General features: G+C 51.8%; 19 protein-coding genes. 13 read left to right on the plus strand and 6 right to left on the minus strand.

The annotated features are described in order from the left end of the window. Both MES37_RS11085 and araC read right to left on the minus strand, forming a co-directional pair. On the minus strand, window positions 1-441 hold a 441-nt coding region (locus MES37_RS11085), incomplete at its 3' end, for a DedA family protein (RefSeq protein WP_237931435.1). Between the two features lie 87 nt (window positions 442-528). Next, on the minus strand, window positions 529-1,374 hold the full coding sequence (araC, locus tag MES37_RS11090; protein WP_064543502.1) for an arabinose operon transcriptional regulator AraC: 846 nt from the start codon (window positions 1,372-1,374) through the stop codon (window positions 529-531). A gap of 340 nt (window positions 1,375-1,714) precedes the next feature. Here araC and araB point away from each other — a divergent pair, with 340 nt between their 5' ends. The 6 genes from araB (at window position 1,715) to rluA (ending at window position 12,023) form a co-directional block, all read left to right on the plus strand. Then, complete coding sequence (gene araB, locus MES37_RS11095; protein ID WP_237931437.1) at window positions 1,715-3,421, plus strand: ribulokinase; 1,707 nt, start codon at window positions 1,715-1,717, stop codon at window positions 3,419-3,421. Window positions 3,422-3,431: 10 nt separating this feature from the next. Then, entirely contained in the window at window positions 3,432-4,934 is a 1,503-nt protein-coding gene (araA, locus tag MES37_RS11100; protein WP_064543497.1) for an L-arabinose isomerase, read from the plus strand. Between the two features lie 108 nt (window positions 4,935-5,042). Continuing rightward, window positions 5,043-5,738, plus strand: a complete 696-nt coding sequence (gene araD / locus MES37_RS11105) for an L-ribulose-5-phosphate 4-epimerase (RefSeq protein ID WP_064543495.1) — start codon at window positions 5,043-5,045, stop codon at window positions 5,736-5,738. 76 nt (window positions 5,739-5,814) lie between these two features. Continuing rightward, entirely contained in the window at window positions 5,815-8,175 is a 2,361-nt protein-coding gene (gene polB / locus MES37_RS11110; protein WP_064543492.1) for a DNA polymerase II, read from the plus strand. Window positions 8,176-8,319: 144 nt separating this feature from the next. Beyond that, entirely contained in the window at window positions 8,320-11,226 is a 2,907-nt protein-coding gene (rapA, locus tag MES37_RS11115) for an RNA polymerase-associated protein RapA (protein WP_133522229.1), read from the plus strand. A gap of 137 nt (window positions 11,227-11,363) precedes the next feature. Next, window positions 11,364-12,023 (plus strand): bifunctional tRNA pseudouridine(32) synthase/23S rRNA pseudouridine(746) synthase RluA, encoded by a 660-nt coding sequence (gene rluA / locus MES37_RS11120; RefSeq protein WP_064543489.1) that lies wholly within the window; start codon window positions 11,364-11,366, stop codon window positions 12,021-12,023. Between the two features lie 93 nt (window positions 12,024-12,116). On the opposite strand, the gene djlA is transcribed toward rluA, so the two are convergent. Then, entirely contained in the window at window positions 12,117-12,923 is an 807-nt protein-coding gene (djlA, locus tag MES37_RS11125) for a co-chaperone DjlA (RefSeq protein ID WP_064543487.1), read from the minus strand. A gap of 384 nt (window positions 12,924-13,307) precedes the next feature. Between djlA and lptD the strand changes: the two genes are divergently transcribed. Genes lptD through apaH form a run of 6 tightly spaced genes read left to right on the plus strand, consistent with a single transcriptional unit; the run spans window position 13,308 to window position 20,058 of the window. Beyond that, window positions 13,308-15,668 carry an LPS assembly protein LptD gene (lptD, locus tag MES37_RS11130; protein WP_064543485.1) on the plus strand — a complete coding sequence of 787 codons (2,361 nt, stop codon included), beginning with the start codon at window positions 13,308-13,310 and terminating at the stop codon, window positions 15,666-15,668. Window positions 15,669-15,723: 55 nt separating this feature from the next. Then, window positions 15,724-17,016, plus strand: coding sequence for a peptidylprolyl isomerase SurA (surA, locus tag MES37_RS11135; RefSeq protein ID WP_064543483.1), 1,293 nt, complete (start codon window positions 15,724-15,726; stop codon window positions 17,014-17,016). Further along, window positions 17,009-17,998 carry a 4-hydroxythreonine-4-phosphate dehydrogenase PdxA gene (gene pdxA / locus MES37_RS11140; RefSeq protein WP_237931439.1) on the plus strand — a complete coding sequence of 330 codons (990 nt, stop codon included), beginning with the start codon at window positions 17,009-17,011 and terminating at the stop codon, window positions 17,996-17,998. The genes surA and pdxA overlap by 8 nt, the downstream gene beginning before the upstream one ends. Then, the gene (gene rsmA, locus MES37_RS11145) at window positions 17,995-18,822 is read left to right on the plus strand and encodes a 16S rRNA (adenine(1518)-N(6)/adenine(1519)-N(6))-dimethyltransferase RsmA (protein ID WP_064543479.1); all 828 of its coding nucleotides are present in this window, start codon (window positions 17,995-17,997) and stop codon (window positions 18,820-18,822) included. The genes pdxA and rsmA overlap by 4 nt, the downstream gene beginning before the upstream one ends. Window positions 18,823-18,824: 2 nt before the next feature. Further along, a complete protein-coding gene (apaG, locus tag MES37_RS11150; RefSeq protein WP_064543478.1) occupies window positions 18,825-19,202 on the plus strand; it encodes a Co2+/Mg2+ efflux protein ApaG in 378 nt (125 codons plus the stop codon). Between the two features lie 4 nt (window positions 19,203-19,206). Next, a complete protein-coding gene (apaH, locus tag MES37_RS11155) occupies window positions 19,207-20,058 on the plus strand; it encodes a bis(5'-nucleosyl)-tetraphosphatase (symmetrical) ApaH (protein ID WP_133522231.1) in 852 nt (283 codons plus the stop codon). Between the two features lie 45 nt (window positions 20,059-20,103). Here the strand turns inward: apaH and folA are convergent, their stop codons facing one another. After that, window positions 20,104-20,583 (minus strand): type 3 dihydrofolate reductase, encoded by a 480-nt coding sequence (folA, locus tag MES37_RS11160; protein ID WP_064543474.1) that lies wholly within the window; start codon window positions 20,581-20,583, stop codon window positions 20,104-20,106. A gap of 277 nt (window positions 20,584-20,860) precedes the next feature. Here folA and MES37_RS11165 point away from each other — a divergent pair, with 277 nt between their 5' ends. Further along, window positions 20,861-21,475 carry a LysE family transporter gene (locus tag MES37_RS11165; RefSeq protein WP_133522232.1) on the plus strand — a complete coding sequence of 205 codons (615 nt, stop codon included), beginning with the start codon at window positions 20,861-20,863 and terminating at the stop codon, window positions 21,473-21,475. A gap of 102 nt (window positions 21,476-21,577) precedes the next feature. Here MES37_RS11165 and kefC read toward each other — a convergent pair whose 3' ends face one another. Next, window positions 21,578-23,434: a glutathione-regulated potassium-efflux system protein KefC gene (kefC, locus tag MES37_RS11170; RefSeq protein ID WP_237931441.1), complete on the minus strand. Its 1,857-nt coding sequence runs from the start codon at window positions 23,432-23,434 to the stop codon at window positions 21,578-21,580. Continuing rightward, entirely contained in the window at window positions 23,427-23,957 is a 531-nt protein-coding gene (gene kefF, locus MES37_RS11175; RefSeq protein ID WP_121814892.1) for a glutathione-regulated potassium-efflux system oxidoreductase KefF, read from the minus strand. Before kefF ends, kefC begins: the two co-directional genes overlap by 8 nt. Window positions 23,958-23,962: the final 5 nt, after the last annotated feature.

A 23,962-nucleotide genomic window follows, 5' to 3' on the forward strand; every position in this document is an offset into this window, starting at 1 on the left:
GCCAATAATATTCGGCACGATAAATTTAGAAACCGGCAGGTCTAACATGCCCGCCACCATGGGTACCAGCGGGCGCGTCGGGCCAACAAAGCGGCCAACCAGGATGGTAAACATGCTGTGCTGATGCAGCGCATGTTCGGTTTTATCCAGCAGCGCCTTGTTCTTTTTCATAAACGACCAGCGATGCAACGGCGCTTTGAAACGCCCACCCAGCCAAAACGAAATCCAGTCCCCCAACAGGCAACCGACAACCCCCGCAGCCCAGGCGTTATAGAAACCGACCTGGCCGCCGCCAATTAGCGCACCCAAGCCTGCCATCATTACGGTACCCGGCAGGATAAGTCCGACCAGCGCCAGTGATTCCAGGAAGGCCACCAGCATCACCGCAAAAAGCGAATATGCCACTGACTGAGTAATAAAGTGTTCCAGCAAAGCTTCCATAAATCATCCGTCAAGTAACGAGTTGGCGATTCTCCTGAGTGTGATGAGAGGCGTCAAGCCAAGTTTTGTTTGACCCAATTATAGTAATCATTCACATCCTGCACGAAACTCACTCGGGCTGGCACCCGTACATTTCTTAAAGACGCGCGAAAAATAGAGCTGATCTTCAAAACCGACATTACGCCCTACGCTGGCAATTGGCATACGAGTGGTGCTCAGCAACAATTTGGCCTGAAGAATGCGTTGATCCTCACGCCAGCTCAACACACTGACACCCAGTTGCTGGCGGAACAAATGCGACAAGCGTGACGGCGACAAACAGACGTGCTGCGCAACGCTGGCAATATCAAAATGGTGATCGGCCAGATGGTCGCTGATGTACTGGCAAGCATCGCGGACGCGGTTATCCAGCGGCGGATTGAGTGATGCGTTCAGCACTTCCATGCGCCGTAACAGTAGTTGCTCTAACAGGTTAATCGCCAGCAATTCGGCATAGCGCCCTTCCGCCTGTCCGGCTTCAATAATTTGCCCAAACAACTGGGAAAAACTTTGTTGGTGGGCGTCATCCGGGCGGAAAAAACCGGTGTGTGCGAAGATAGGATCCCAGTTTAACCACTCCTGCCAATAAGCCCGTGGGCGGAAGTAAACCCACTGGTGATACCACTCTTTGCTGTCCGGTGCGCGGCCATAGTGGTGCACTTCCCCCGGTGGAAACAGCAGAATATCCCCAGGGCGGCAGACATAGTTTTTCCCCTGGTTATTGATAACCCCTTCACCCCGCACCGTTAAATTCAGGATGTAACCTTTCATTCCTAATGGCCGGTCGATGAAAAAATCCAAAGGCCCTTCAGCTTCTATCGGCGTTAATCCGGCGACTAAGTGGGCGTTAAAAGAGTACCCCGGCAACAAGGGATCATTTTGCAATTCAGGCATCAATAAGCTCACTTTTCAATTGAGTCACAGAAACAATTTGTCCATATCCGTGCTATTCCTTGCCAGGACAACACTGTCTGAACCGTAAACCGTCAGATTTTCATCATAAAGCCGCAACTTACCTGAACCGGTGCTTTTTACCTGGCAATCGAGGGCTTTTGTGAAGATAACCAAAGTGTTTATAAAAGTAGCAGAAATGTCCACATCGATTATTTGCGGGGCGTCACACTTCTCAACGGCACAGCACATTTCTCCATAACTTCAGCGAATACGACCTGACTGTTTTCCGGCATAAAAACTAATGTCATTTGCATAGATAACCAGGTCAGGGAGTTAAAAAATGTCGATTGCGCTGGGCCTCGATTTTGGCAGTGATTCAGTTCGCGCTTTAGCCGTAGATTGTGAAAGCGGTGCCGAACTGGCGACAAGCGTGGAATGGTATCCGCGCTGGCAAGAAAGCCAATATTGCGATGCCACCAATAACCAATTTCGCCACCATCCACGGGATTACATTGAATCCATGGAGCAGGCGGTAAAAACCGTTCTCGCAGAACTGACCGCTGAACAACGCGCCCGAGTTTGTGGCATTGGCGTCGACAGCACCGGCTCAACTCCCGCGCCGATTGATGCTAACGGCCATGTTCTGGCGCTGACGCCAGAGTTTGCCGACAACCCCAACGCCATGTTTGTGCTGTGGAAAGACCACACTGCCGTTGAAGAAGCCGAAGCGATTACTCACTTATGCCACCAGCCTGGGAAAAATGACTATTCCCGTTACATCGGCGGTATTTATTCCAGCGAATGGTTCTGGGCAAAAATCCTGCACGTCACCCGCGCTGACCCAAAAGTGGCACAGGCTGCGGTGTCGTGGATTGAACTGTGTGACTGGGTTCCGGCGCTGCTTTCCGGCACTACTCGCCCGCAAGATATTCGCCGTGGCCGCTGTAGTGCCGGGCATAAATCTTTGTGGCATGAAAGCTGGGGTGGCCTGCCTCCGGCCAGTTTCTTTGATGAATTAGATCCGTTGATTAACCAGAATCTGGATTACCCGATGTTCAGCGAAACCTGGACTGCGGATATTCCGGTCGGCACGCTTTGCTCTGAATGGTCTGAGCGTCTTGGCCTGCCACAAAACGTGGTGATTTCCGGTGGTGCGTTTGACTGCCATATGGGTGCCGTTGGCGCGGGTGCACAGCCCAACACGCTGGTGAAAGTGATTGGCACCTCGACTTGCGACATTTTGATTGCCGACAAACCGACCGTTGGCGAGCGCGCAGTGAAAGGAATTTGTGGGCAAGTCGACGGCAGCGTGGTGCCCGATTTTATTGGTCTAGAAGCCGGGCAATCGGCATTTGGTGATATCTACGCCTGGTTTGGACGCGTACTGGGTTGGCCGCTGGAACAACTGGCGCAACAGCACCCTGAACTGCGTGAACAAATTAATGCCAGCAAGAAGCAATTGCTGCCCGCACTGACGGAAGCCTGGGCGAAAAACCCTTCACTTGAACATCTGCCAGTGGTGCTCGACTGGTTTAATGGCCGCCGCACCCCAAATGCCAATCAGCGTCTGAAAGGCGTAATTACCGATTTGAACCTTGCCACCGATGCGCCAGCGCTGTTCGGCGGGCTGATTGCCGCTACCGCATTTGGTGCCCGCGCGATCATGGAGTGTTTCACCGAACAAGGGATCCCGGTCACCAACGTGATGGCGCTTGGCGGGATCGCCCGTAAATCCCCCGTGATCATGCAGGTGTGCTGTGACGTGCTGAATCGCCCATTGCAGATCGTCGCTTCGGATCAGTGTTGTGCATTAGGCGCGGCCATTTTTGCCGCCGTTGCCGCAGGCGTTCACCAGGATATTTCCACCGCGCAACAAGCGATGGCCAGCCAAATCGAAAACACCTTGCAGCCTATCCCGCAACGCGCCGAACGCTTTGAACAACTTTACCGCCGTTATCAGCAGTGGGCTGTTAGCGCCGAACAACATTATCTCCCTTCAGCCCCCGCAGCGGTGACTCCCGCAGCCCAGGCCACAGTGACCCATTAAGGACATAACGATGAACATTTTTGAACAATATGAAGTGTGGTTTGTAATTGGTAGCCAGCATCTTTACGGCGCGGAAACGTTGCGTCAGGTGAATCAACACGCCGAGCAAGTGGTGAATGCACTCAATAAAGAAGCCAAACTGCCATGCAAACTGGTGCTGAAACCTTTGGGAACCACGCCTGACGAAATTACCGCTATCTGCCGCGATGCGAGTTACAGCGATAAATGCGCGGGCATGGTGGTGTGGCTGCATACCTTCTCGCCTGCCAAAATGTGGATCAATGGCCTGAGCATTCTCACCAAGCCGCTGCTGCAATTCCACACCCAGTTCAATGCGCAGATCCCATGGGGCAGCATTGATATGGACTTTATGAACCTGAACCAGACCGCGCACGGCGGCCGCGAGTTCGGTTTTATCGGCGCTCGTATGCGCCAGCAACACACCGTGGTAACCGGCCACTGGCAGGATCCGCAAGCCCATCAACGCATTGGTTCGTGGATGCGCCAGGCAGTGTCTAAACAAGATACTCGCCAACTCAAAGTGGTGCGTTTCGGCGACAATATGCGTGAAGTTGCCGTCACTGACGGCGACAAAGTAGCAGCGCAGATGAAGTTTGGTTTCGCGGTGAACACTTATGCAGTGGGCGACCTGGTGCAAGTGGTGAATGCCGTCAGCGACGGTGACGTTAACGCATTAGTCGATGAGTACGAAAGCAGCTACCGCCTGAGCACCGCTGCACAAATCAACGGCAACAAACGCCAGAATGTGATTGATGCTGCACGCATCGAATTGGGGATGAAACAGTTCCTCGTACAAGGCGGATTTAGCGCCTTTACCACCACCTTTGAAGACCTGCACGGCCTGAAACAGCTTCCAGGTCTGGCAGTGCAACGCCTGATGCAGCAAGGCTACGGCTTTGCGGGCGAAGGCGACTGGAAAACCGCAGCCCTGCTGCGCATCATGAAAGTGATGTCGACGGGTCTGGAAGGCGGCACCTCTTTCATGGAGGACTACACCTATCACTTCGAAAATGGCAACGATATGGTGCTCGGCTCCCACATGCTGGAAGTTTGCCCGTCGATCGCCATTGCAGAAAAACCGATTCTTGATGTGCAGCACTTAGGGATCGGTGGCAAAGAAGATCCTGCGCGTCTGATCTTCTCCACAAAAACTGGCCCGGCGCTGAACGCCAGCCTTATCGATCTCGGCGATCGTTTCCGCCTGCTAGTGAACTGTGTTGATACCGTTGAAGCACCGCATCAGTTGCCGAAACTGCCGGTCGCCAACGCGCTGTGGAAAGCCCAACCGGATCTGCCAACCGCTTCTGAAGCGTGGATCCTGGCAGGCGGCGCGCACCACACGGTGTTCAGCCAGTCTCTGACGCTTGACGATATGCGCCTGTTCAGCGAACTGCATGGCGTTGAGCTGACGGTGATTGATAACGACACTCGCCTGCCTGCGTTTAAAGATTCGCTGCGCTGGAACGAGGTTTATTACAGCTTCAAACGCTAAGGCGTTTTGCCCCTCACCCCGGCCCTCTCCCCAAAGGGGCGAGGGAGGAAAGAAAGTCCCCTCTCCCTGGGGAGAGGGTTAGGGTGAGGGGAAATCCCGGAGAACGATATGTTAGAACAACTCAAACGCCAGGTACTTGAAGCTAATCTCGCGCTACCTAAACATAATCTGGTGACGCTGACCTGGGGTAATGTCAGCGCAGTCGATCGTGAACGCGGCGTGCTGGTGATCAAACCTTCCGGCGTTGATTACAGCATCATGACCGCCGAAGATATGGTAGTGGTGAGCCTCGAAACCGGTGAAGTGATTGAAGGGAATAAAAAACCGTCTTCCGACACCCCGACTCACCGTTTGCTGTACCTGCAATTTCCGCACATCGGCGGTATTGTCCACACCCATTCACGCCACGCGACCATTTGGGCGCAGGCTGGGCAATCAATCCCCGCTACCGGCACCACTCACGCGGATTACTTCTACGGCACCATTCCTTGCACCCGCAAAATGACTGATGAAGAGATCAATGGTGATTACGAGTGGCAAACCGGCGAAGTGATCGTAAAAACCTTTGCCGAACGTGGAATCGACGCCGCACAAATGCCTGGCGTGCTGGTGCATTCCCACGGCCCATTCGCCTGGGGCAAAGATCCGGTTGATGCGGTGCATAACGCAATCGTTCTGGAAGAAGTGGCGTATATGGGCATATTTTGCCGCCAACTCGCACCAGAATTACCCGATATGCAGCAAACGCTGCTCGATAAACATTATTTGCGTAAACATGGCGCGAAGGCTTATTACGGGCAGTAAACCGCTGTACATAAAATCAGTAATCCTGCTTAAAGTGGTCTATAATCAGACCACTTTTTCTTGATGAGAATGCAGCGTGTCACAAGCCCGCTCTGGTTTTTTGCTAACGCGACATTGGCGAGATACACCGCTCGGTACTGAAGTTGATTTTTGGCTGGCAACAGACGATGGTCCGGTTAAGGTGCGTCTGCCGCGCCAGGAATCGGTCGCGTTTATTCCTCAGTCGCAACAGTCTGAAGCCATGCGCTTGCTCGCAAATGAAAGCCAGTACCGGCTCACGCCGCTGCCCCTCACAGACTTTCACCGTCAGCCCGTCTGTGGCCTTTATACCCGCCAGCATCGCCAACTCATGCGTATCGAGAAGCTGCTGCGCGATGGCGGTGTCAAGGTTTATGAAGCCGATATTCGTCCGCCAGAGCGCTTCCTTATGGAGCGTTTTATTACCGCGCCAGTCTGGTTTAGCGGTGAGTCGCAAAATAATCTGGTGGTTGATACTAAGCTGAAACCCGCACCGGACTACCGCCCACCGCTGAAATGGGTGTCGCTGGATATCGAAACCAATCGTCATGGCGAGCTGTATTGCATCGGCCTTGAAGGGTGCGGGCAGCGCGTTGTGTACATGCTTGGTCCGGAAAATGGTGACGCCAGCGGGCTCGATTTTACGCTGGAATATGTCGCCAGCCGCCCGCTGCTGATTGAAAAGCTTAATAACTGGTTTGCACAGCACGATCCCGATGTGCTGATCGGCTGGAATGTCGTGCAGTTTGATTTGCGTGTATTGCAAAAAATGGCGGATCGCTATCAAGTCCCGCTGCGTCTTGGGCGTGAGAACAGTTTGCTGGAATGGCGAGAGCATGGCTTCAAGCAAGGTGTGTTTTTCGCACAAGCCGCCGGACGGGTGATTATCGATGGTATCGAAGCGCTGCGATCTGCCTTCTGGAATTTCTCATCGTTCTCCCTGGAGACCGTTTCCCGCGAACTGCTCGGCGAAGGCAAAGCGATTGATAACCCGTGGCAACGAATGGACGAAATTGACCGCCGTTTTGCCGAAGATAAGCCGGCACTGGCGAAATACAATCTGAAGGATTGTGAACTGGTGACGCGGATTTTTCACAAAACGGAACTGATGCCATTTTTACTCGAGCGGGCAACCGTTAACGGTTTGCCGCTCGACCGGCATGGCGGGTCCGTCGCCGCGTTTGGTCATCTTTATATACCACGGATGCACCGCGCCGGTTACGTTGCCCCAAATCTTGGCGAAGTGCCACCGCAAGCGAGCCCCGGCGGTTATGTGATGGACTCTCGTCCGGGTCTTTACGACTCGGTATTAGTACTGGATTACAAAAGTCTTTACCCGTCGATTATTCGCACTTTTCTTATCGATCCTGTTGGCCTGGTTGAAGGTATGGCGCACCCGGAACCTGAGCATTCCGTTGACGGCTTTTTGGGGGCACATTTTTCCAGAACGAAGCATTGCCTGCCGGACATCGTCGGGCAAATCTGGTCAGGCCGTGACGAGGCAAAACGTCATGGCAATAAGCCGTTATCGCAAGCGCTGAAAATTATCATGAATGCTTTTTATGGCGTGTTAGGCACCAGTGCCTGCCGTTTCTTTGATCCTCGTCTGGCCTCGTCGATCACCATGCGTGGGCATCAGATCATGTTGCAAACCAAGGCGTTGATCGAATCTCTGGGTTATGACGTGATTTACGGTGATACAGATTCCACTTTCGTGTGGCTAAAAAAAGCACATTCAGAAGATGATGCTGTGCGTATCGGCAACGAATTGGTTGAGCATGTCAATGTGTGGTGGAAAGCGCATCTGCAAGAAACGCAGCAGGTAGACAGTAAGCTTGAACTGGAATTTGAGTCGCATTTTTGCCGCTTCTTAATGCCGACGATTCGCGGTACCGTTGAAGGCTCCAAAAAGCGCTATGCCGGGATGATTCAGGAAAATGATCGGCAACGCATGGTGTTTAAAGGGCTGGAAACTGTACGCACTGACTGGACGCCACTGGCGCAGGCATTCCAGAAAACCCTTTATTTACGAATTTTCCGTAACGAACCGTATCAGGATTATATCCGCGAAACTATTGCCAGTTTGATGGCGGGTGAGCTGGATGACCAATTGATTTACCGTAAACGCCTGCGTCGTCCGCTAAGTGAATATCAAAAAAATGTACCGCCGCATGTGCGGGCTGCACGCCTCGCAGATGAGCATAATCAACGGCTTGGCCGCGCGCCACAGTATCAGAACCGTGGGACTATCAAGTACGTGATCACCACTAACGGCCCTGAGCCAGTGGATTACCAGCAATCCCCTCTGGACTATGATCATTACCTGACTCGCCAACTCCAACCGGTGGCCGAAGGAATTTTACCTTTCCTTGAAGATGACTTTGCTACACTGATGACAGGGCAATTAGGGCTATTTTGACGGTGACGAATGCGCTCCCTTCCAGTACCATAGCGCCCTCCTGAAGCACCCTTAAATCTACTTTTAGACAACCGCTCCCTTTTCTGTGCGGTCGTTATGCTATTGCCTGCAAATCTTAGTAACTGATAATAGAGCCGAAATCTTATGCCTTTTACACTTGGTCAACGTTGGATCAGCGACACCGAAAGCGAACTGGGACTGGGAACTGTGGTCGCTTTAGACCCACGGATGGTTACCTTGCTCTACCCTGCCACCGGTGAAAATCGCCTGTATGCCAGAAATGACTCGCCTATCACCCGTGTGATGTTTAACCCAGGCGACACCATTACCAGCCATGAAGGCTGGCAACTAAAAGTTGATGAAGTTAAAGAAGAAAACGGCTTACTAGCCTACATTGGTACGCGTCTGGACACTGAAGAAACCGGTACGATGCTGCGTGAGGTTTTCCTCGACAGCAAACTGGTGTTCAGTAAGCCGCAAGACCGTCTTTTTGCCGGGCAAATTGACAGGATGGATCGTTTCGCTCTGCGTTACCGTTCCCGCGTCTACCAAAGCGAACAGTATCGCCAACCATGGAGCGGGCTGCGCGGTATGCGCACCAGTCTGATTCCACACCAGTTGAACATCGCCCACGATGTTGGCCGTCGCCATGCACCGCGCGTATTACTGGCTGATGAAGTAGGTTTGGGTAAAACCATCGAAGCCGGGATGATTCTCCACCAGCAACTGCTGGCTGGCAGTGCTGAGCGCGTATTGATTGTGGTGCCGGAAACCCTGCAACACCAATGGCTGGTTGAAATGCTCCGCCGCTTTAACCTGCGTTTTGCTCTCTTTGATGACGAGCGTTATGCCGAAGCCCAGCACGACAGCGATAACCCATTCGAAACAGAACAACTGGTTATCTGTTCGCTGGATTTTGTGCGCCGCAGTAAGCAACGTCTTGAGCACCTTTGTGAAGCTGAATGGGATTTGATGGTGGTCGATGAAGCCCACCATTTGGTGTGGAGCGAGAAGGCACCAAGCCGTGAATACCAGGCGATAGAACAGCTCGCTGAACATGTTCCGGGTATCTTGCTGTTAACCGCAACGCCGGAACAGCTGGGTATGGAAAGCCACTTCGCGCGTCTGCGTTTGCTGGACCCGAGCCGTTTCCACGATTTCGAGCAATTTGTTGAAGAACAGCAGCATTATCGCCCGGTAGCTGATGCCGTTGCACTGCTGCTGGCGGGTAACCATCTGACTAACGATCAGCTCAATATGTTGAGTGAGTTGATTGGCGAGCAGGATATTGAACCGCTGCTGCAAACCGCGAACAGTAACCGTGAAGGTAGCGATGCGGCTCGCCAGGAGCTGATCTCCATGCTGATGGACCGCCATGGCACCAGCCGTGTGTTGTTCCGTAACACCCGTAATGGCGTGAAAGGTTTCCCGAAACGCGAACTGCATACCATTCGTTTGCCGCTGCCGATGCAGTATCAAACCGCGATTAAAGTGTCCGGCATTATGGCGGCGCGTAAATCTGTGGAAGAACGCGCTCGCGACATGCTCTACCCGGAGCAGATTTATCAGGAATTTGAAGGCGATAGCGGCACGTGGTGGAACTTCGATCCGCGTGTTGAATGGCTGATGGGTTACCTGACCAGCCACCGTTCTCAGAAGGTGCTGGTGATTTGTGCCAAAGCCGCGACAGCATTGCAACTTGAACAAGTTCTGCGTGAACGCGAAGGTATCCGTGCCGCCGTGTTCCATGAAGGCATGTCCATCATCGAGCGTGACCGTGCAGCCGCATGGTTTGCCGAAGAAGATACTGGCGCTCAGGTGCTGTTGTGTTCCGAAATTGGTTCCGAAGGTCGTAACTTCCAGTTCGCCAGCCAACTGGTGATGTTCGATCTGCCGTTTAACCCGGATCTGCTGGAACAGCGTATTGGCCGTCTGGACCGTATCGGCCAGGCGCACGATATCCAGATCCACGTTCCTTATCTTGAGAAAACCGCGCAATCCGTACTGGTGAAGTGGTTCCATGAAGGCCTGGATGCTTTCGAACATACTTGCCCAACTGGCCGCACAATTTACGACAGCGTGTATCCGCAACTGATTGAGTATCTTGCAGCACCGGAAAATACCGACGGTTTCGATGCGCTGATTAAGCAATGCCGTGAGCAGCATGATGCGCTGAAGATTCAGCTTGAGCAGGGCCGTGACCGTCTGCTGGAAATTCACTCCAACGGCGGTGAGAAATCACAAGCGTTGGCTGAGTCCATTTCGGAGCAGGATAACGACACCAACCTGGTGAGTTTTGCCCTGAACTTGTTCGACATCGTCGGCATTAATCAGGATGACCGCGGCGACAACATGGTGGTGCTGACCCCTGGTGATCATATGCTGGTGCCTGATTTCCCAGGTCTTCCGGAAGACGGTTGCACCATTACGTTTGAGCGTGATGTGGCGTTGTCTCGCGAAGACGCACAGTTCGTCACCTGGGAACACCCGATCATCCGCAACGGCCTGGATCTGATTCTGTCTGGCGACACCGGTAGCTGTGCGTTGTCTTTGTTGAAAAACAAAGCGTTGCCAGTCGGCACGTTGCTGCTGGAGCTGATTTATGTTGTTGAGGCAAAAGCGCCGAAACAATTGCAGCTCAACCGCTTCCTGCCGCCAACGCCAGTGCGTATGTTGGTGGACAAAAATGGCACCAACCTTGCCGCTCAAGTGGAGTTCGAAAGCTTCAACCGCCAGCTCAGCACGGTGAATCGCCATACCGGCAGTAAGCTGGTGAATGCGGTGCAGCAAGATGTCCACGCTATTTTGCAATTGGCAGAAGAGAAAGTGGAAGCCGCAGCACAAGTGTTGATCAAAGCGGCTCGTGAAGAAGCTGATGAGAAGCTGAGTTCCGAGCTTTCCCGTCTGGAAGCGCTGAAAGCGGTCAACCCAAACATTCGTGACGATGAACTTGAAGCTATCGAGAGCAACCGTCAGCAAGTGTTGGAAAGCCTTGCGCAAGCCAACTGGCGCCTGGATGCATTGCGTCTGATCGTCGTGACACATCAGTAGTTTGCACACCGCTTTACTCAAATCATTCGAGTTGCAGCAAGGCGGCAAGAGAGAACATCCCCAAGAGCTTACTAAAGTAAGTGACTGGGGTGGGCGAAAGCAGCCAACGCCGCTGCAGCTTGAAGGATGTAGAGTAAATGATTATGGAACCCTATAACCCGCCCATCGATCCCTGGCTGGTCATCCTTTATCAAGATGACCACATCATGGTCGTCAACAAGCCTTCGGGCTTGTTGTCTGTACCGGGCCGTCTGGATGAGCACAAAGATAGCGTGATGACGCGCATTCAGCGCGACTTCCCGTTGGCGGAATCAGTGCATCGCCTGGATATGGCCACCAGCGGCGTGATTGCCGTTGCGCTGACTAAAGCGGCTGAGCGTGAGCTGAAGCGACAGTTCCGTGAACGTGAGCCGAAGAAGCAGTATGTGGCACGGGTTTGGGGTCATCCTCAGCCGGAAGAGGGGCTGGTAGATTTACCGCTGATTTGTGACTGGCCAAACAGGCCTAAACAGAAAGTGTGTTATGAAACCGGCAAAGCGGCACAGACGGAATATCAGGTGCTGGAGTATGCGGCGGATAATACCGCGCGTGTGCTGCTAAAACCGATCACCGGGCGTTCGCATCAGTTACGCGTCCATATGCTTGCAATGGGACACCCGATTCTGGGCGATCGTTTTTACGCGTCACCTGAAGCGCTAGCGATGGCGCCGCGTTTGCAGCTCCATGCGGAAATGCTGACTATCACTCACCCTGAATATGGCACGCCGATGACGTTCCGTGCTCCGGCTGACTTCTAAATCCCCTCATCCTAACCCTCTCCTACAGGAGAGGGAATTGTCCGGTTTTCTCCCTCTCCCTGAGGGAGAGGGCCGGGGTGAGGGTCTCTTCTATTACTTAAACCCTTTTGCCGTCTTGATCAGATCGTACGCTTTCTGAATTTCCTGCGCTTTCTGTTTGGCCATCTCCATCATTTCTGGCGGCAAGCCTTTGGCGACCAGTTTGTCGGGATGGTGTTCACTCATTAATTTGCGGTATGCGCGCTTAATGATAGTGGCATCATCGCTACTTTTGACGCCCAATACGTTGCATGCATCTTCAAGCGTTGGCCCACGTTGTTGCTGGAAACCACCTTGCGATTGGTTGTAACCACCACCGAATTGCTGCCCGCCTTCCATCATGCGTAAGAACTGGTCGAACTGCATCCGTGAAATGCCGAGTTCTTCGGCGATAACGTACAGTACTTCCCGTTCGTTAGGGTGCAGAGAGCCGTCAGCAAATGCCGCCTGAATTTGAATTTCAAGAAACATCCGAATTAGGTCAAAACGCCCGAAACATACGCTGCGTAGCTGACGCATTTTTTCACGCAGCGGGTAGCCATTTTCTTTACCCACCCGGAACGCATGCTGTGCCGCACTTCGCGCATCACCGTGTAACTGCATACGATCCATTAATAGTGAGGCTATCTGGATATCCGCTTCCGTGACGCGCCCTTTTGACTTAGTCAGGTGGCCCATCACTTCAAATGTGGTGCTAAAGAACAATGACTGGCGCTGTTGTTGGTTAGAAAACCAGGACTGACGGCGGCTGCGCACCTTGTCAATGGCATGACCGATCAGCAACCCTATAACCACACCCCAGAAGCCACCACCCATAATAAGTGCTATTGCGACACCGAGTACTTTTCCCCAATACTGCATATACTCCCCAAATCGTCATGTCGTCGGCTAGAATTTGCTTTATCATACCCGTCATTGATAGTAGTGCCTAACGGCAGACTATTGAGCGGGCAGGATTAACACTAGCGCTGTAGTGATGAGTAAGTTAGTCTCTGACCGTTTGCCGACGCTATACCCTATAGCATTCAATATGAAGCAAAGCGGCAATTGAGAAAATATCCCGTCATTAAGTTAACCCAATGACAGGAACCACCAAATCTGTTCAGAGCAGATTTGGACGCTGCTTAGAGCGGCCCCAAAAGGGTGAGGCTCATGATGAGTCAAATAACTAAGTGCCGCCAACGCCTCTGCATCTTGAATGATGATGGGTATAAGCCATTGATGACGGAACAACGAATAACACGTATGAAAAAACGTATTCCCACCTTGCTGGCCACCTTGATTGGCGCAGCGCTGTATAGCCAACAAGGCATGGCGGCCGATCTCGCGTCGCAATGTATGCTTGGCGTCCCAAGTTACAACCGCCCTTTGGTTGAAGGGGACACCAACAACCTGCCTGTCACTATAAATGCCGATCACGCAAAAGGAAATTATCCTGACGATGCGGTATTTAGTGGCAATGTGGATATACAGCAAGGCAATAGCCGCCTGCAATCTGACGAAGTTCTACTGCATCAGAAACAAGTTGAGGGTCAACCTGACCCCGTTCGTACTGTTGATGCCGTTGGCAACGTCTACTACGACGATAATCAGGTCATTCTTAAAGGGCCAAAAGCCTGGTCAAACCTGAATACCAAAGATACCAATGTCTGGGAAGGCGACTATCAAATGGTAGACCGCCAGGGTCGTGGTACTGCCGACCTGATGAAGCAGCGCGGTAATAATCGCTACACCATTCTGGAAAATGGCACCTTTACTTCCTGTTTGCCAGGTTCTAATACCTGGAGCGTGGTAGGTAGCGAAGTGATTCAGGACCGCGAAGAAGAAGTCGCGGAAATCTGGAATGCCCGCTTTAAGGTGGGTCCGGTTCCGATATTTTACAGCCCATATTTACAGTTGCCAATCGGTGATAAACGCCGTTCCGGTTTCCTGCTCCCAAATGCGAAATACAGTAGCAATAGCGGTCTTGAGTTCACTCTGCCGTATTACTGGAACATTGCACCCAACTTTGATGCCACCATTACTCCGCACTATATGGAAGAGCGTGGCATGCAGTGGCAGAACGAATTCCGTTATCTGACCAAAGCTGGGGCAGGTATCATTGAATTCGATTACATGCTTTCTGATAAAGAATATAAAGACAACACGGCTGCTAACCCAGACCAGGACGAGCGACGCTGGTTGTTCTACTGGAACCACGGTGGGGTGGTAGATCAGGTGTGGCGTTTTAATGTTGACTACACCAAAGTCAGCGATCCAACCTACTTCACCGACTTTAGTTCGCAATACGGTTCCAGCACCGACGGTTACGCAACGCAAAAATTCAGTGTCGGTTATGCCGTTGAAAACTTTGATGCAACGCTGTCAACAAAACAGTTTCAGGTCTTTGGTTCCCAGTTGAATAGCGGCACTAGCTCTTACAGTGCACAACCGCAACTGGATATGAATTACTACCAAAATGATGTTGGGCCATTTGATACGCGTATTTACGGTCAAGCCGTTCATTTTACTAACGTAAATGACAGCCAGCCCGAAGCGACTCGTCTGCATATTGAGCCAGTCATTAGTCTGCCAGTGTCTAACGGCTGGGCAAGTCTGAATACTGAAGCCAAAGTGATGGCAACGCACTATCAGCAGACCAATCTGGATTCCTACAACGCTGCTCACGCTGATAATCAACTGGATGAGACTGTTAACCGTGTTCTGCCGCAGTTCAAAATGGATGGTAAGCTGATTTTCGACCGCGCCATGGACTCAGCCCTGGGCTGGGAACAAACGCTGGAGCCGCGTGTACAATATTTGTATGTGCCGTATCGCGATCAGAGCAACATCAATAACTACGACTCATCTCTGCTGCAGTCTGACTACAACGGCTTATTCCGTGACCGTAGCTATGGTGGGCTTGACCGTATCGCCTCCGCCAATCAGGTCACAACCGGTATTACCACCCGTATTTATGATGATGCCGCAGTTGAACGTTTTAACGTTTCTGTGGGTCAAATCTACTACTTCACTCCGTCTCGTACCGGTGACGAGACGATCAACAGTGAAAAAGGTGACGAAACTGGTTCTGTTGTATGGGCTGGTGATACTTACTGGCGTATGACCGATCGTTGGGGTGTACGTGGCGGTCTACAGTACGATACGCGTCTGGATAACATAGCGACCGGCAACGGCGTTATCGAATATCGCAAAGACAACGATCGTCTGGTTCAGTTTAATTACCGTTACGCAAGCCCGGAATATATTGGTGCAACAATCTCAAATATTGATGTTAATGCGCCACAATACAAGAACGGCATCTCGCAGGTTGGGATGACAGCAAGTTGGCCAGTTGTTGATCGTTGGTCTGTCGTTGGGGCTTATTACTACGACACCAAAGCACAACAAACCGCAGACTCCATGCTGGCGGTGCAGTACAACTCTTGCTGTTATGCCATTCGCTTGGGTTACGAGCGTAAAATTAATGGCTGGGAAAACGACGAAAGCAAATACGATAATGTAATTGGCTTTAACATCGAGTTACGTGGCTTGAGTTCTAACTATGGCCTGGGCACACAGCAGATGTTGCGTTCGAACATTCTGCCGTATCAAAGCTCGATGTAATTCACTTTGACTAGTAAAACGTAATCCGCTTTGCGGCTAAGTAAATGGAAAAAGTATGAAGAATTTGAGAACGCTGCTTCTCGGTGTCGTCCTGGTGGCGAATACCTCTTTCGCGGCCCCGCAAGTGGTCGACAAAGTTGCAGCCGTAGTGAACAACGGTGTTGTGCTGGAAAGTGACGTTAACGGAATGATGCAGTCAGTGAAGACAGGTGCCCAACAAGCCGGGCAGCAACTTCCTGACGACAACACGCTGCGTCATCAAATTATTGAACGTCTGATCATGGACCAAATTCTGTTACAAATGGGCCAGAAAATGGGCGTCAAAGTGACAGATGAACAGCTTGATAAGGCGATCGCTGATATCGCAGCTCAAAACAAGATGAGCATGGATCAGATGCGTAGCCGTCTGGCCTATGACGGCATTAATTACAACACTTACCGTGCTCAAATCCGTAAAGAGATGACGATTTCGGAAGTGCGTAATAACGAAGTCCGTCGTCGTGTATCCATCCTGCCGCAAGAAGTCGATGCTCTTGCACAGCAAGTGGGTAGCCAGAACGACAGCAGCACTGAGCTGAACCTCAGCCACATCCTGATTCCATTACCTGAAAACCCAACCTCTACTCAAGTAGATGATGCGGAAAAACAAGCGCGTGACATCGTTTCACAAGCGCAAAGCGGTGGTGATTTCGGCAAACTGGCTATCACCTACTCTGCTGACCAGCAAGCCCTGAAAGGCGGTCAAATGGGTTGGGGACGAATCCAGGAGCTGCCATCTATTTTCGCACAGGCGTTAAGCACTGCGAAAAAAGGCGATATCATCGGCCCGATTCGTTCAGGTGTAGGTTTCCATATTCTGAAAGTGAACGACCTGCGTGGTCAAAGCAAGAGCATTTCTGTTACCGAAGTTCACGCCCGACATATTTTGCTGAAGTCGTCGCCAATCATGAATGATGACCAGGCGCGAGCTAAGCTGAACCAGATTGCAGCTGATATTAAGAGTGGCAAAACCACTTTCGAAAAAGCGGCAAAAGAGTTCTCCGACGATCCAGGCTCTGCTAACCAGGGTGGGGATTTAGGTTGGGCTTCAGCAGACATTTATGATCCGGCGTTCCGTGATGCCTTGATGAAACTGAACAAAGGCCAAACGAGCGAACCTGTTCACTCATCATTTGGTTGGCATTTGATTCAGCTTATGGATACACGCAACGTTGATAAGACTGATGCAGCACAGAAAGATCGTGCATATCGTATGTTGTTCAACCGTAAGTTCTCTGAAGAAGCACAAACCTGGATGCAGGAACAACGGGCTTCTGCTTACGTAAAAATTATAGGCGACAATGGCTAACATCCATCGTGTGGTCATCACTCCCGGCGAACCCGCCGGGATTGGTCCTGACCTGATTATCGCACTGGCAAACCGTGACTGGCCTGTTGAGCTGGTTGCGGTTGCCGCACCTGAACTCCTTCAGGAACGTGCAGCCCTCCTCGGCCTTCCTCTACAACTCAAAACTTACCAACCAGGCACACCTGCAACTCCGCATGTTGCCGGAACCCTGACCGTGCTCCCCATCGAATTACGCGCTCCAGTCATCCCTGGGCAGTTGGATGTGAGAAACAGTGAGTACGTGGTAGAGATGTTGGCTCGTTCCTGTGACGGCTGCATTAACGGCGAATTTGCGGCACTGATTACCGGGCCGGTGCACAAAGGCATCATCAACGATGCTGGCATTCCGTTTATCGGGCATACCGAATTTTTCGAAGAGCGATCGCACAGTGAAAAAGTGGTGATGATGCTGGCGACCGAAGAGCTACGTGTGGCTCTGGCGACAACACATCTGCCGCTAAAAGCCATTAGTGATGCAATAACGCCAGATTTATTACGCCAGATAATCACCATCCTGTATCATGACCTGCAAACCAAGTTTGGTATCGTACAGCCGCACGTGCTGGTTTGTGGCCTCAACCCCCATGCCGGGGAAGGTGGTCACATGGGTACCGAAGAAATTGACACCATCATTCCAGTACTGAATGAAATGCGCGCTCAAGGGATGAATCTTTCTGGCCCACTACCGGCAGATACCCTGTTTCAGCCTAAGTATCTCGATAATGCCGATGCAGTTCTGGCGATGTACCACGATCAAGGCTTGCCAGTCCTTAAGTACCAGGGCTTTGGCCGCGCAGTCAATATCACGCTAGGCTTACCTTTTATCCGCACTTCGGTTGACCATGGAACCGCGCTAGAACTAGCGGGTCAGGGGAAAGCCGAGGTCGGCAGTTTTATTACGGCGCTTAATCTCGCCATCAAAATGATTGTTAATACTCAATGAATACTCGTGTCCACCAGGGCCATTTAGCCCGTAAACGTTTTGGACAAAACTTCCTTAATGACCAGTTCGTTATCGACAGTATTGTCTCTGCTATAAATCCACTCAAAGGCCAGGCAATGGTTGAGATCGGCCCCGGCCTCGGCGCATTAACCGAGCCTGTGGGTGAACGCCTGGATGAAATGACCGTCATCGAGCTGGACCGCGATCTTGCGGCTCGCCTGCAAACGCATCCTTTCCTGGCACCAAAGCTGACAATTTATCAGCAAGATGCCATGACCATGGATTTTGGAGAGCTGTCGCAAAAAATCGGTAAGCCGTTGCGCGTATTTGGCAACCTGCCGTATAACATCTCCACGCCATTGATGTTCCATCTCTTTAGCTATACTGATGCCATTGCTGACATGCACTTCATGCTGCAAAAAGAGGTGGTAAACCGTTTAGTTGCTGGCCCTAACTGTAAAGCGTATGGTCGTTTATCAGTGATGGCGCAGTATTATTGCAATGTGATTCCAGTGCTTGAAGTGCCACCAACCGCCTTCACACCGGCACCAAAAGTGGATTCTGCCGTCGTGCGCCTGGTACCACATGCAACAATACCGAACCCAGTAAAAGAGCTGCGCGTATTAAGCCGCATCACTACTGAAGCCTTTAATAAGCGTCGCAAAACGATTCGTAACAGCCTTGGCCATCTGTTTAGCCCAGAGGTGATGGCGGAGCTGGGAATCGACGCAACTCTGCGCGCTGAGAACATCTCAGTTGCTCAGTATTGCAAACTGGCAAACTATTTGGCTGAGCACCCACAGCAGCAGCCGAAGGAGAGTTAACGATGTTAAATTCGCCCCGCGTATGCATTCAGGTACAAAGCGTCTATATCGAATCACAGTCCTCTGTGGAGCACGAACGTTTCGTCTTTGCTTATACCGTAACCATCCGTAACCTGGGGCGAACACCGGTGCAATTACTTGGCCGTTACTGGCTTATCACCAATGGTAACGGTCATGAAACTGAAGTTCAGGGCGAGGGTGTGATTGGCGTCCAGCCGCATATTGAACCGGGCAACGAATACAGCTATACAAGCGGTGCGGTACTTGAAACACCGCTTGGCACCATGCAAGGCCATTACGAAATGGTCGACTCTCAGGGCGATGCCTTCCGCGTCGCTATTCCCGTATTCCGTTTGGCTATTCCAGCCTTCATTCACTAATCCAATGTCTACATACCTGATTGGCGATGTTCACGGCTGTTACGATGAACTGGTCGCTCTACTGCAACAGGTTGATTTTAAGCCTGGTGAAGATACTTTATGGCTTACGGGCGATCTTGTCGCGCGTGGGCCGGGTTCACTTGAAGTCCTGCGTTTTGTGCGTGGACTGGGTAACAGCGTGCGTCTGGTTCTCGGTAACCATGACCTACATCTGCTGGCCGTTTATGCAGGCATCAGCCGTAATAAGCCCAAAGATCGTGTGTCCCAGCTTCTGGAAGCACCTGATGCTGACGAATTGCTTAACTGGCTACGCCGCCAGCCGCTGCTTCAGGTTGATGAAGAGAAAAAACTGGTAATGGCTCACGCCGGAATTACGCCGCAGTGGGATTTGAATACCGCCATGGCTTGTGCGCGTGATGTCGAAGCCGTGTTATCGAGTGACAGCTATCCGTTATTCCTCGATGCGATGTATGGCGATATGCCTAACAACTGGTCACCAGAACTTTCAGGATTAGCGCGCCTGCGGTTTATTACCAATTCACTGACCCGTATGCGTTATTGCTTCCCGAACGGGCAACTGGATATGTACTGCAAAGACACGCCTGAAAGCGCGCCCACTCCGCTGAAGCCGTGGTTTGCGATCCCTGGGCCTGTGACTGCTGAATATTCCGTTATCTTCGGGCACTGGGCATCGCTGGAAGGCAAAGGCACGCCAGAGGGCATATACGGGCTTGATACCGGCTGTTGCTGGGGTGGCGATCTAACTTGCTTACGCTGGGAAGACAAAACCTATTTCGTTCAGCCCTCCAATCGCCAGAAAGATGTGGGCGATGGTGAAACGGCTATCGCTTCATAAGAAAAAACCCGGTCATTAACCGGGTTTTTTCTTTTCCAGCCCGTCTTATCGACGTTCCAGAACCTCGAAACAGTAGCCGTGCGAGTTATTCTCGTCCGCATCATGGAATTCGCTGAACGTTGACTGCCACTCGTCCGGGTCGTAATCCGGGAAATGCGTGTCACCTTCCACTTCTGCGTCAATGTGCGTCAGATACAGACGCTGTGCTTTTGGCAGGAACTGTTCGTAAACACGCCCACCGCCAATCACCATAATTTCTTCCGCATCGCCACAGGCTTTAATAGCGTCCTCTACGGACGAAACCCACTCAACGCGGTCATCGGTGCCTGGCTTGCTGCTAATGACAATATTCTTGCGCCCTGGAAGCGGACGACCGATAGATTCCCAGGTCAAACGCCCCATAACGACAGGTTTATTCAGTGTATTACGTTTAAACCATGCCAGATCGGCAGGGATGTCCCAGGGCATGGCGTTTTCCATGCCAATTACACGATCTACCGCTAATGCAGCAATCAGACTGATCATTCTATTAACCCACGGGTGGTGAAAAAAATTGCCGCCACTATACGGAAAGCGCAATCTTTCGTCGACTATCCACAAGCTTCTGCGTAAGAATTTTTTCGTTCTGCGACTGTAAACCTGTCACGTAATGCTTCCTGATATAACAGGAACAATGAGTTAGCGTAAAAGCGCCCAAAGTAACGTAAAAAATTCTTAACTGTGGCCTGCCACATACTATAAGTCTATGCTCTAGCTGCGGTATAGTTCACGATTATTGATCGTATCTTTACCGGACATTGCCATGCTGGAAACCACGCTTTTTGTCGCCACTATTGCCACTTTGGGGATGCTCTCCCCTGGGCCTGATTTCTTCCTGGTCATTAAGAACGCCGCTCGCTATTCACGCTCGGCAGCAATGATGACCTCGCTGGGAGTTATCAGCGGAGTGGCAACGCACATGACTTATTGTGTTGCCGGGTTAGCGGTAGTGATTACCACCACTCCGTGGTTGTTCGGCTTGCTGAAATATGCCGGTGCTGCATATCTAATTTGGATTGGCGTACAGGCACTGTTAGCACGCGGCGGCGGCAAAATGGATGTCAGTAATATTGAACGCCAGCAAACCACGCTAACAAAAGCCTTTTTACAAGGCTATCTGTGCAATCTGCTAAACCCGAAAGCGACACTCTTTTTCCTTTCCGTTTTCACCCAGGTTTTGAGCGTGAACTCAGGTACCATGGAAAAACTGTGGTACGCAGGCGTCATCCTGATGCTGTCCGTCGTCTGGTGGCCGTTATTAGTGGTGCTGATTCAAAGCGAGCCGGTGCGTCGCGGTCTGGCGAAAGCGCAGAAAATTGTTGATAAATTGCTGGGCGGGATGTTGATAGCTCTGGGAATAAAAGTCGCCTTGAGCTGATTTCTTACCGCAAAAAATCGGTGGATGTCGCTAACGCTAATCCACCCTAAAACGGTTTGCGTAGGTCGGATAAGCGTTAGCGTCATCCGACACAGCCTTTAGCTACTCGGGCTTAACAGGCGGTTCATCAGCCAGTTTCCCCGAATGAATCCCCTCCTCAGTACCCTGCCAACCATGGCGCTGAATCACATTGAGATGCGCACGGTCTTCGTTTATCACATCCGTCAACCTTGCGCTGGTGCGTTTGAGAACATCAGCGCGCGCTGACCAATCCGGTGCGGGCACCATTTCTTCCACCATCTGCGCATTGAAGCGGCGGAAATGGTCGGCTCGTTCACGTGCCTCATAACTCCCTACACCCAGCCCTTCGAGCGCTCTACGCCCCACTTTCAACGCACCTTCAAAAGTCTCACGCTCAGGTTGGTCAACCCCCAACTGTCGCAGGCGAATGAAATGGTCGAGGTCACGTGCGCGCGCAATCACTTTCAGATGCGGGAAATGCTCTTGTACAAGTTCTGCTAACTGCATATTTGCATCCGGATCGTCGATGGCATTGATCAGCACTTCCGCTTTTGCAGCACCCGCAGACTCCAGCAAATCCACGCGCGTCGCATCGCCATAAAACACTTTAGTGCCAAACTTTCTCAGCGTTTCGATATGATCTGGGTCGTGATCGAGAACCACCATTTTCACGCCGCTGGTCAGTAACAAACGCCCGGCTATTTGCCCAAAACGACCAAAGCCTGCGATGATCACACGCGGCTGTTCCTCATCGATTTCATCCGCTTCTTGCGCCTGCTCTGGGCCTGATTTTTCCAGGCGGTTGAGCAGCACCAGCAACAATGGCGTGGCCGCCATCGATAGCGCGACAGCAAGCGTAAGCGATTTTGCCCAACTGTCGTCCAGTACCTCAGCCATTCTCGCAGTACCAAAAATGACGAATGCGAATTCACTGCCCTGCCCTAACAGGACGGCAAACCAGCGCCGTTGTTTACGCGGCACGTTAAGCGGTTTTGCTACGATCCATAGCGTGATGATTTTTATCGCCAGGAAACCGAGTAACAGAACGATAATCCGCAAAGGGCTCTCCAGCAAAGTGCCGAAGTCTATCGACATGCCCACGCCAATAAAGAACAGCCCGAGCAACAAGCCTTTAAACGGTTCAATATCACTTTCCAGCGCATGACGATATTCAGAGCTTGCCAGTAACACGCCCGCCAGAAATGCCCCCATAGCCATTGAAAGCCCGGCTTCTTCAAGCAATAGGCCAAAGCCGAACACCATAAACAACGCCATGGCACTGAACACTTCGCGCAGGCCTGAACGCGCCACAAACCGCAGAACCGGGCGTGTGACGTAACGCCCAAGCAAAACAACAATGGTCAAAGCGCCAAGCACTTTCAGAGCCGAAATAGAAAAGGCGGCAAAGGTCGTGGTTGCGCTACTGCTGGCTAATAAGGGAATCATCGCCACCAGCGGAATTGCTGCAATGTCCTGGAATAACAGCACCGCAAAGGCACTGCGCCCCATTTGTGAAACGGTCAGGTTTCGCTCGTTCATCGCCTGCATGGCGATTGCGGTAGAAGAAAGCGCCAGAGTCAGGCCGATTAACACCGCCACTTGCCAGCGTAATCCTAAGAACATGCAGAACAAGCCGAGCAGCAATCCACACGCCACCATTTGCAGCGCACCGCCGCCAAATACTGACGCACGCAGCGTCCACAAACGTTGTGGGTCCAGTTCCAGTCCGATGACGAATAGCATCAAGACCACGCCGATCTCCGCAAAGTGAAGAATAGTTTCGGCGTCCGTCACCAGTCGCAATCCCCACGGCCCGATAATGCAGCCTGCGATTAGATAGCCCAACACTGACCCCAGGCCAAGACGCACCGCAATCGGTACTATGATCGCCGCTGAACCGAGGTAAATCAGCGCCTGGATCATGCTGTGGCTATCCATGATTTGCCTCCTGCCAGTCGAGCAAACGTTGCTTGTACATTTCGGCTTGTACCTCGAGGGTATTTTCGTCACAGACAAACGTGAAATGGATAGTGAAATGCGGCAGCCAGTTCATGCCGCAGTACAGCGCCGTAGCTTGCAATGGTTGGCCGAGAACAGCAAAACCCGGATGGTCGCCGAGTTCGAAATGGTTATCGCCACCACCAGTGGTAACAGCCCACATCACGGGTTTACCGCGCAGCGCCTTGCCGCCGTGGCCATACGCCCAGCCATGAGCCAGCACTTTATCAATCCACAATTTCATCAAAGGCGGCGTGCTATACCACTGCATCGGATGTTGCCAGATAACCAAATCAGCGCGGCTTAGCGCTTCTTGTTCAGCGGCAATATCGATGTTGAAATCTGGGTATAACTCATAAAGAGAGCGCACTTCCACATCAGGTAGTAGTGAAGCCTGTTCGAGCATTTTTCGGTTGGCGTGGGAGTGATGCGGGTACGGATGTGCATAAATAATTAAGATCATGAATA

Origin of the sequence: Buttiauxella sp. S19-1, assembly GCF_022134725.1 — a bacterium.
GTDB classification, from domain to species: Bacteria; Pseudomonadota; Gammaproteobacteria; order Enterobacterales; family Enterobacteriaceae; genus Buttiauxella; species Buttiauxella ferragutiae.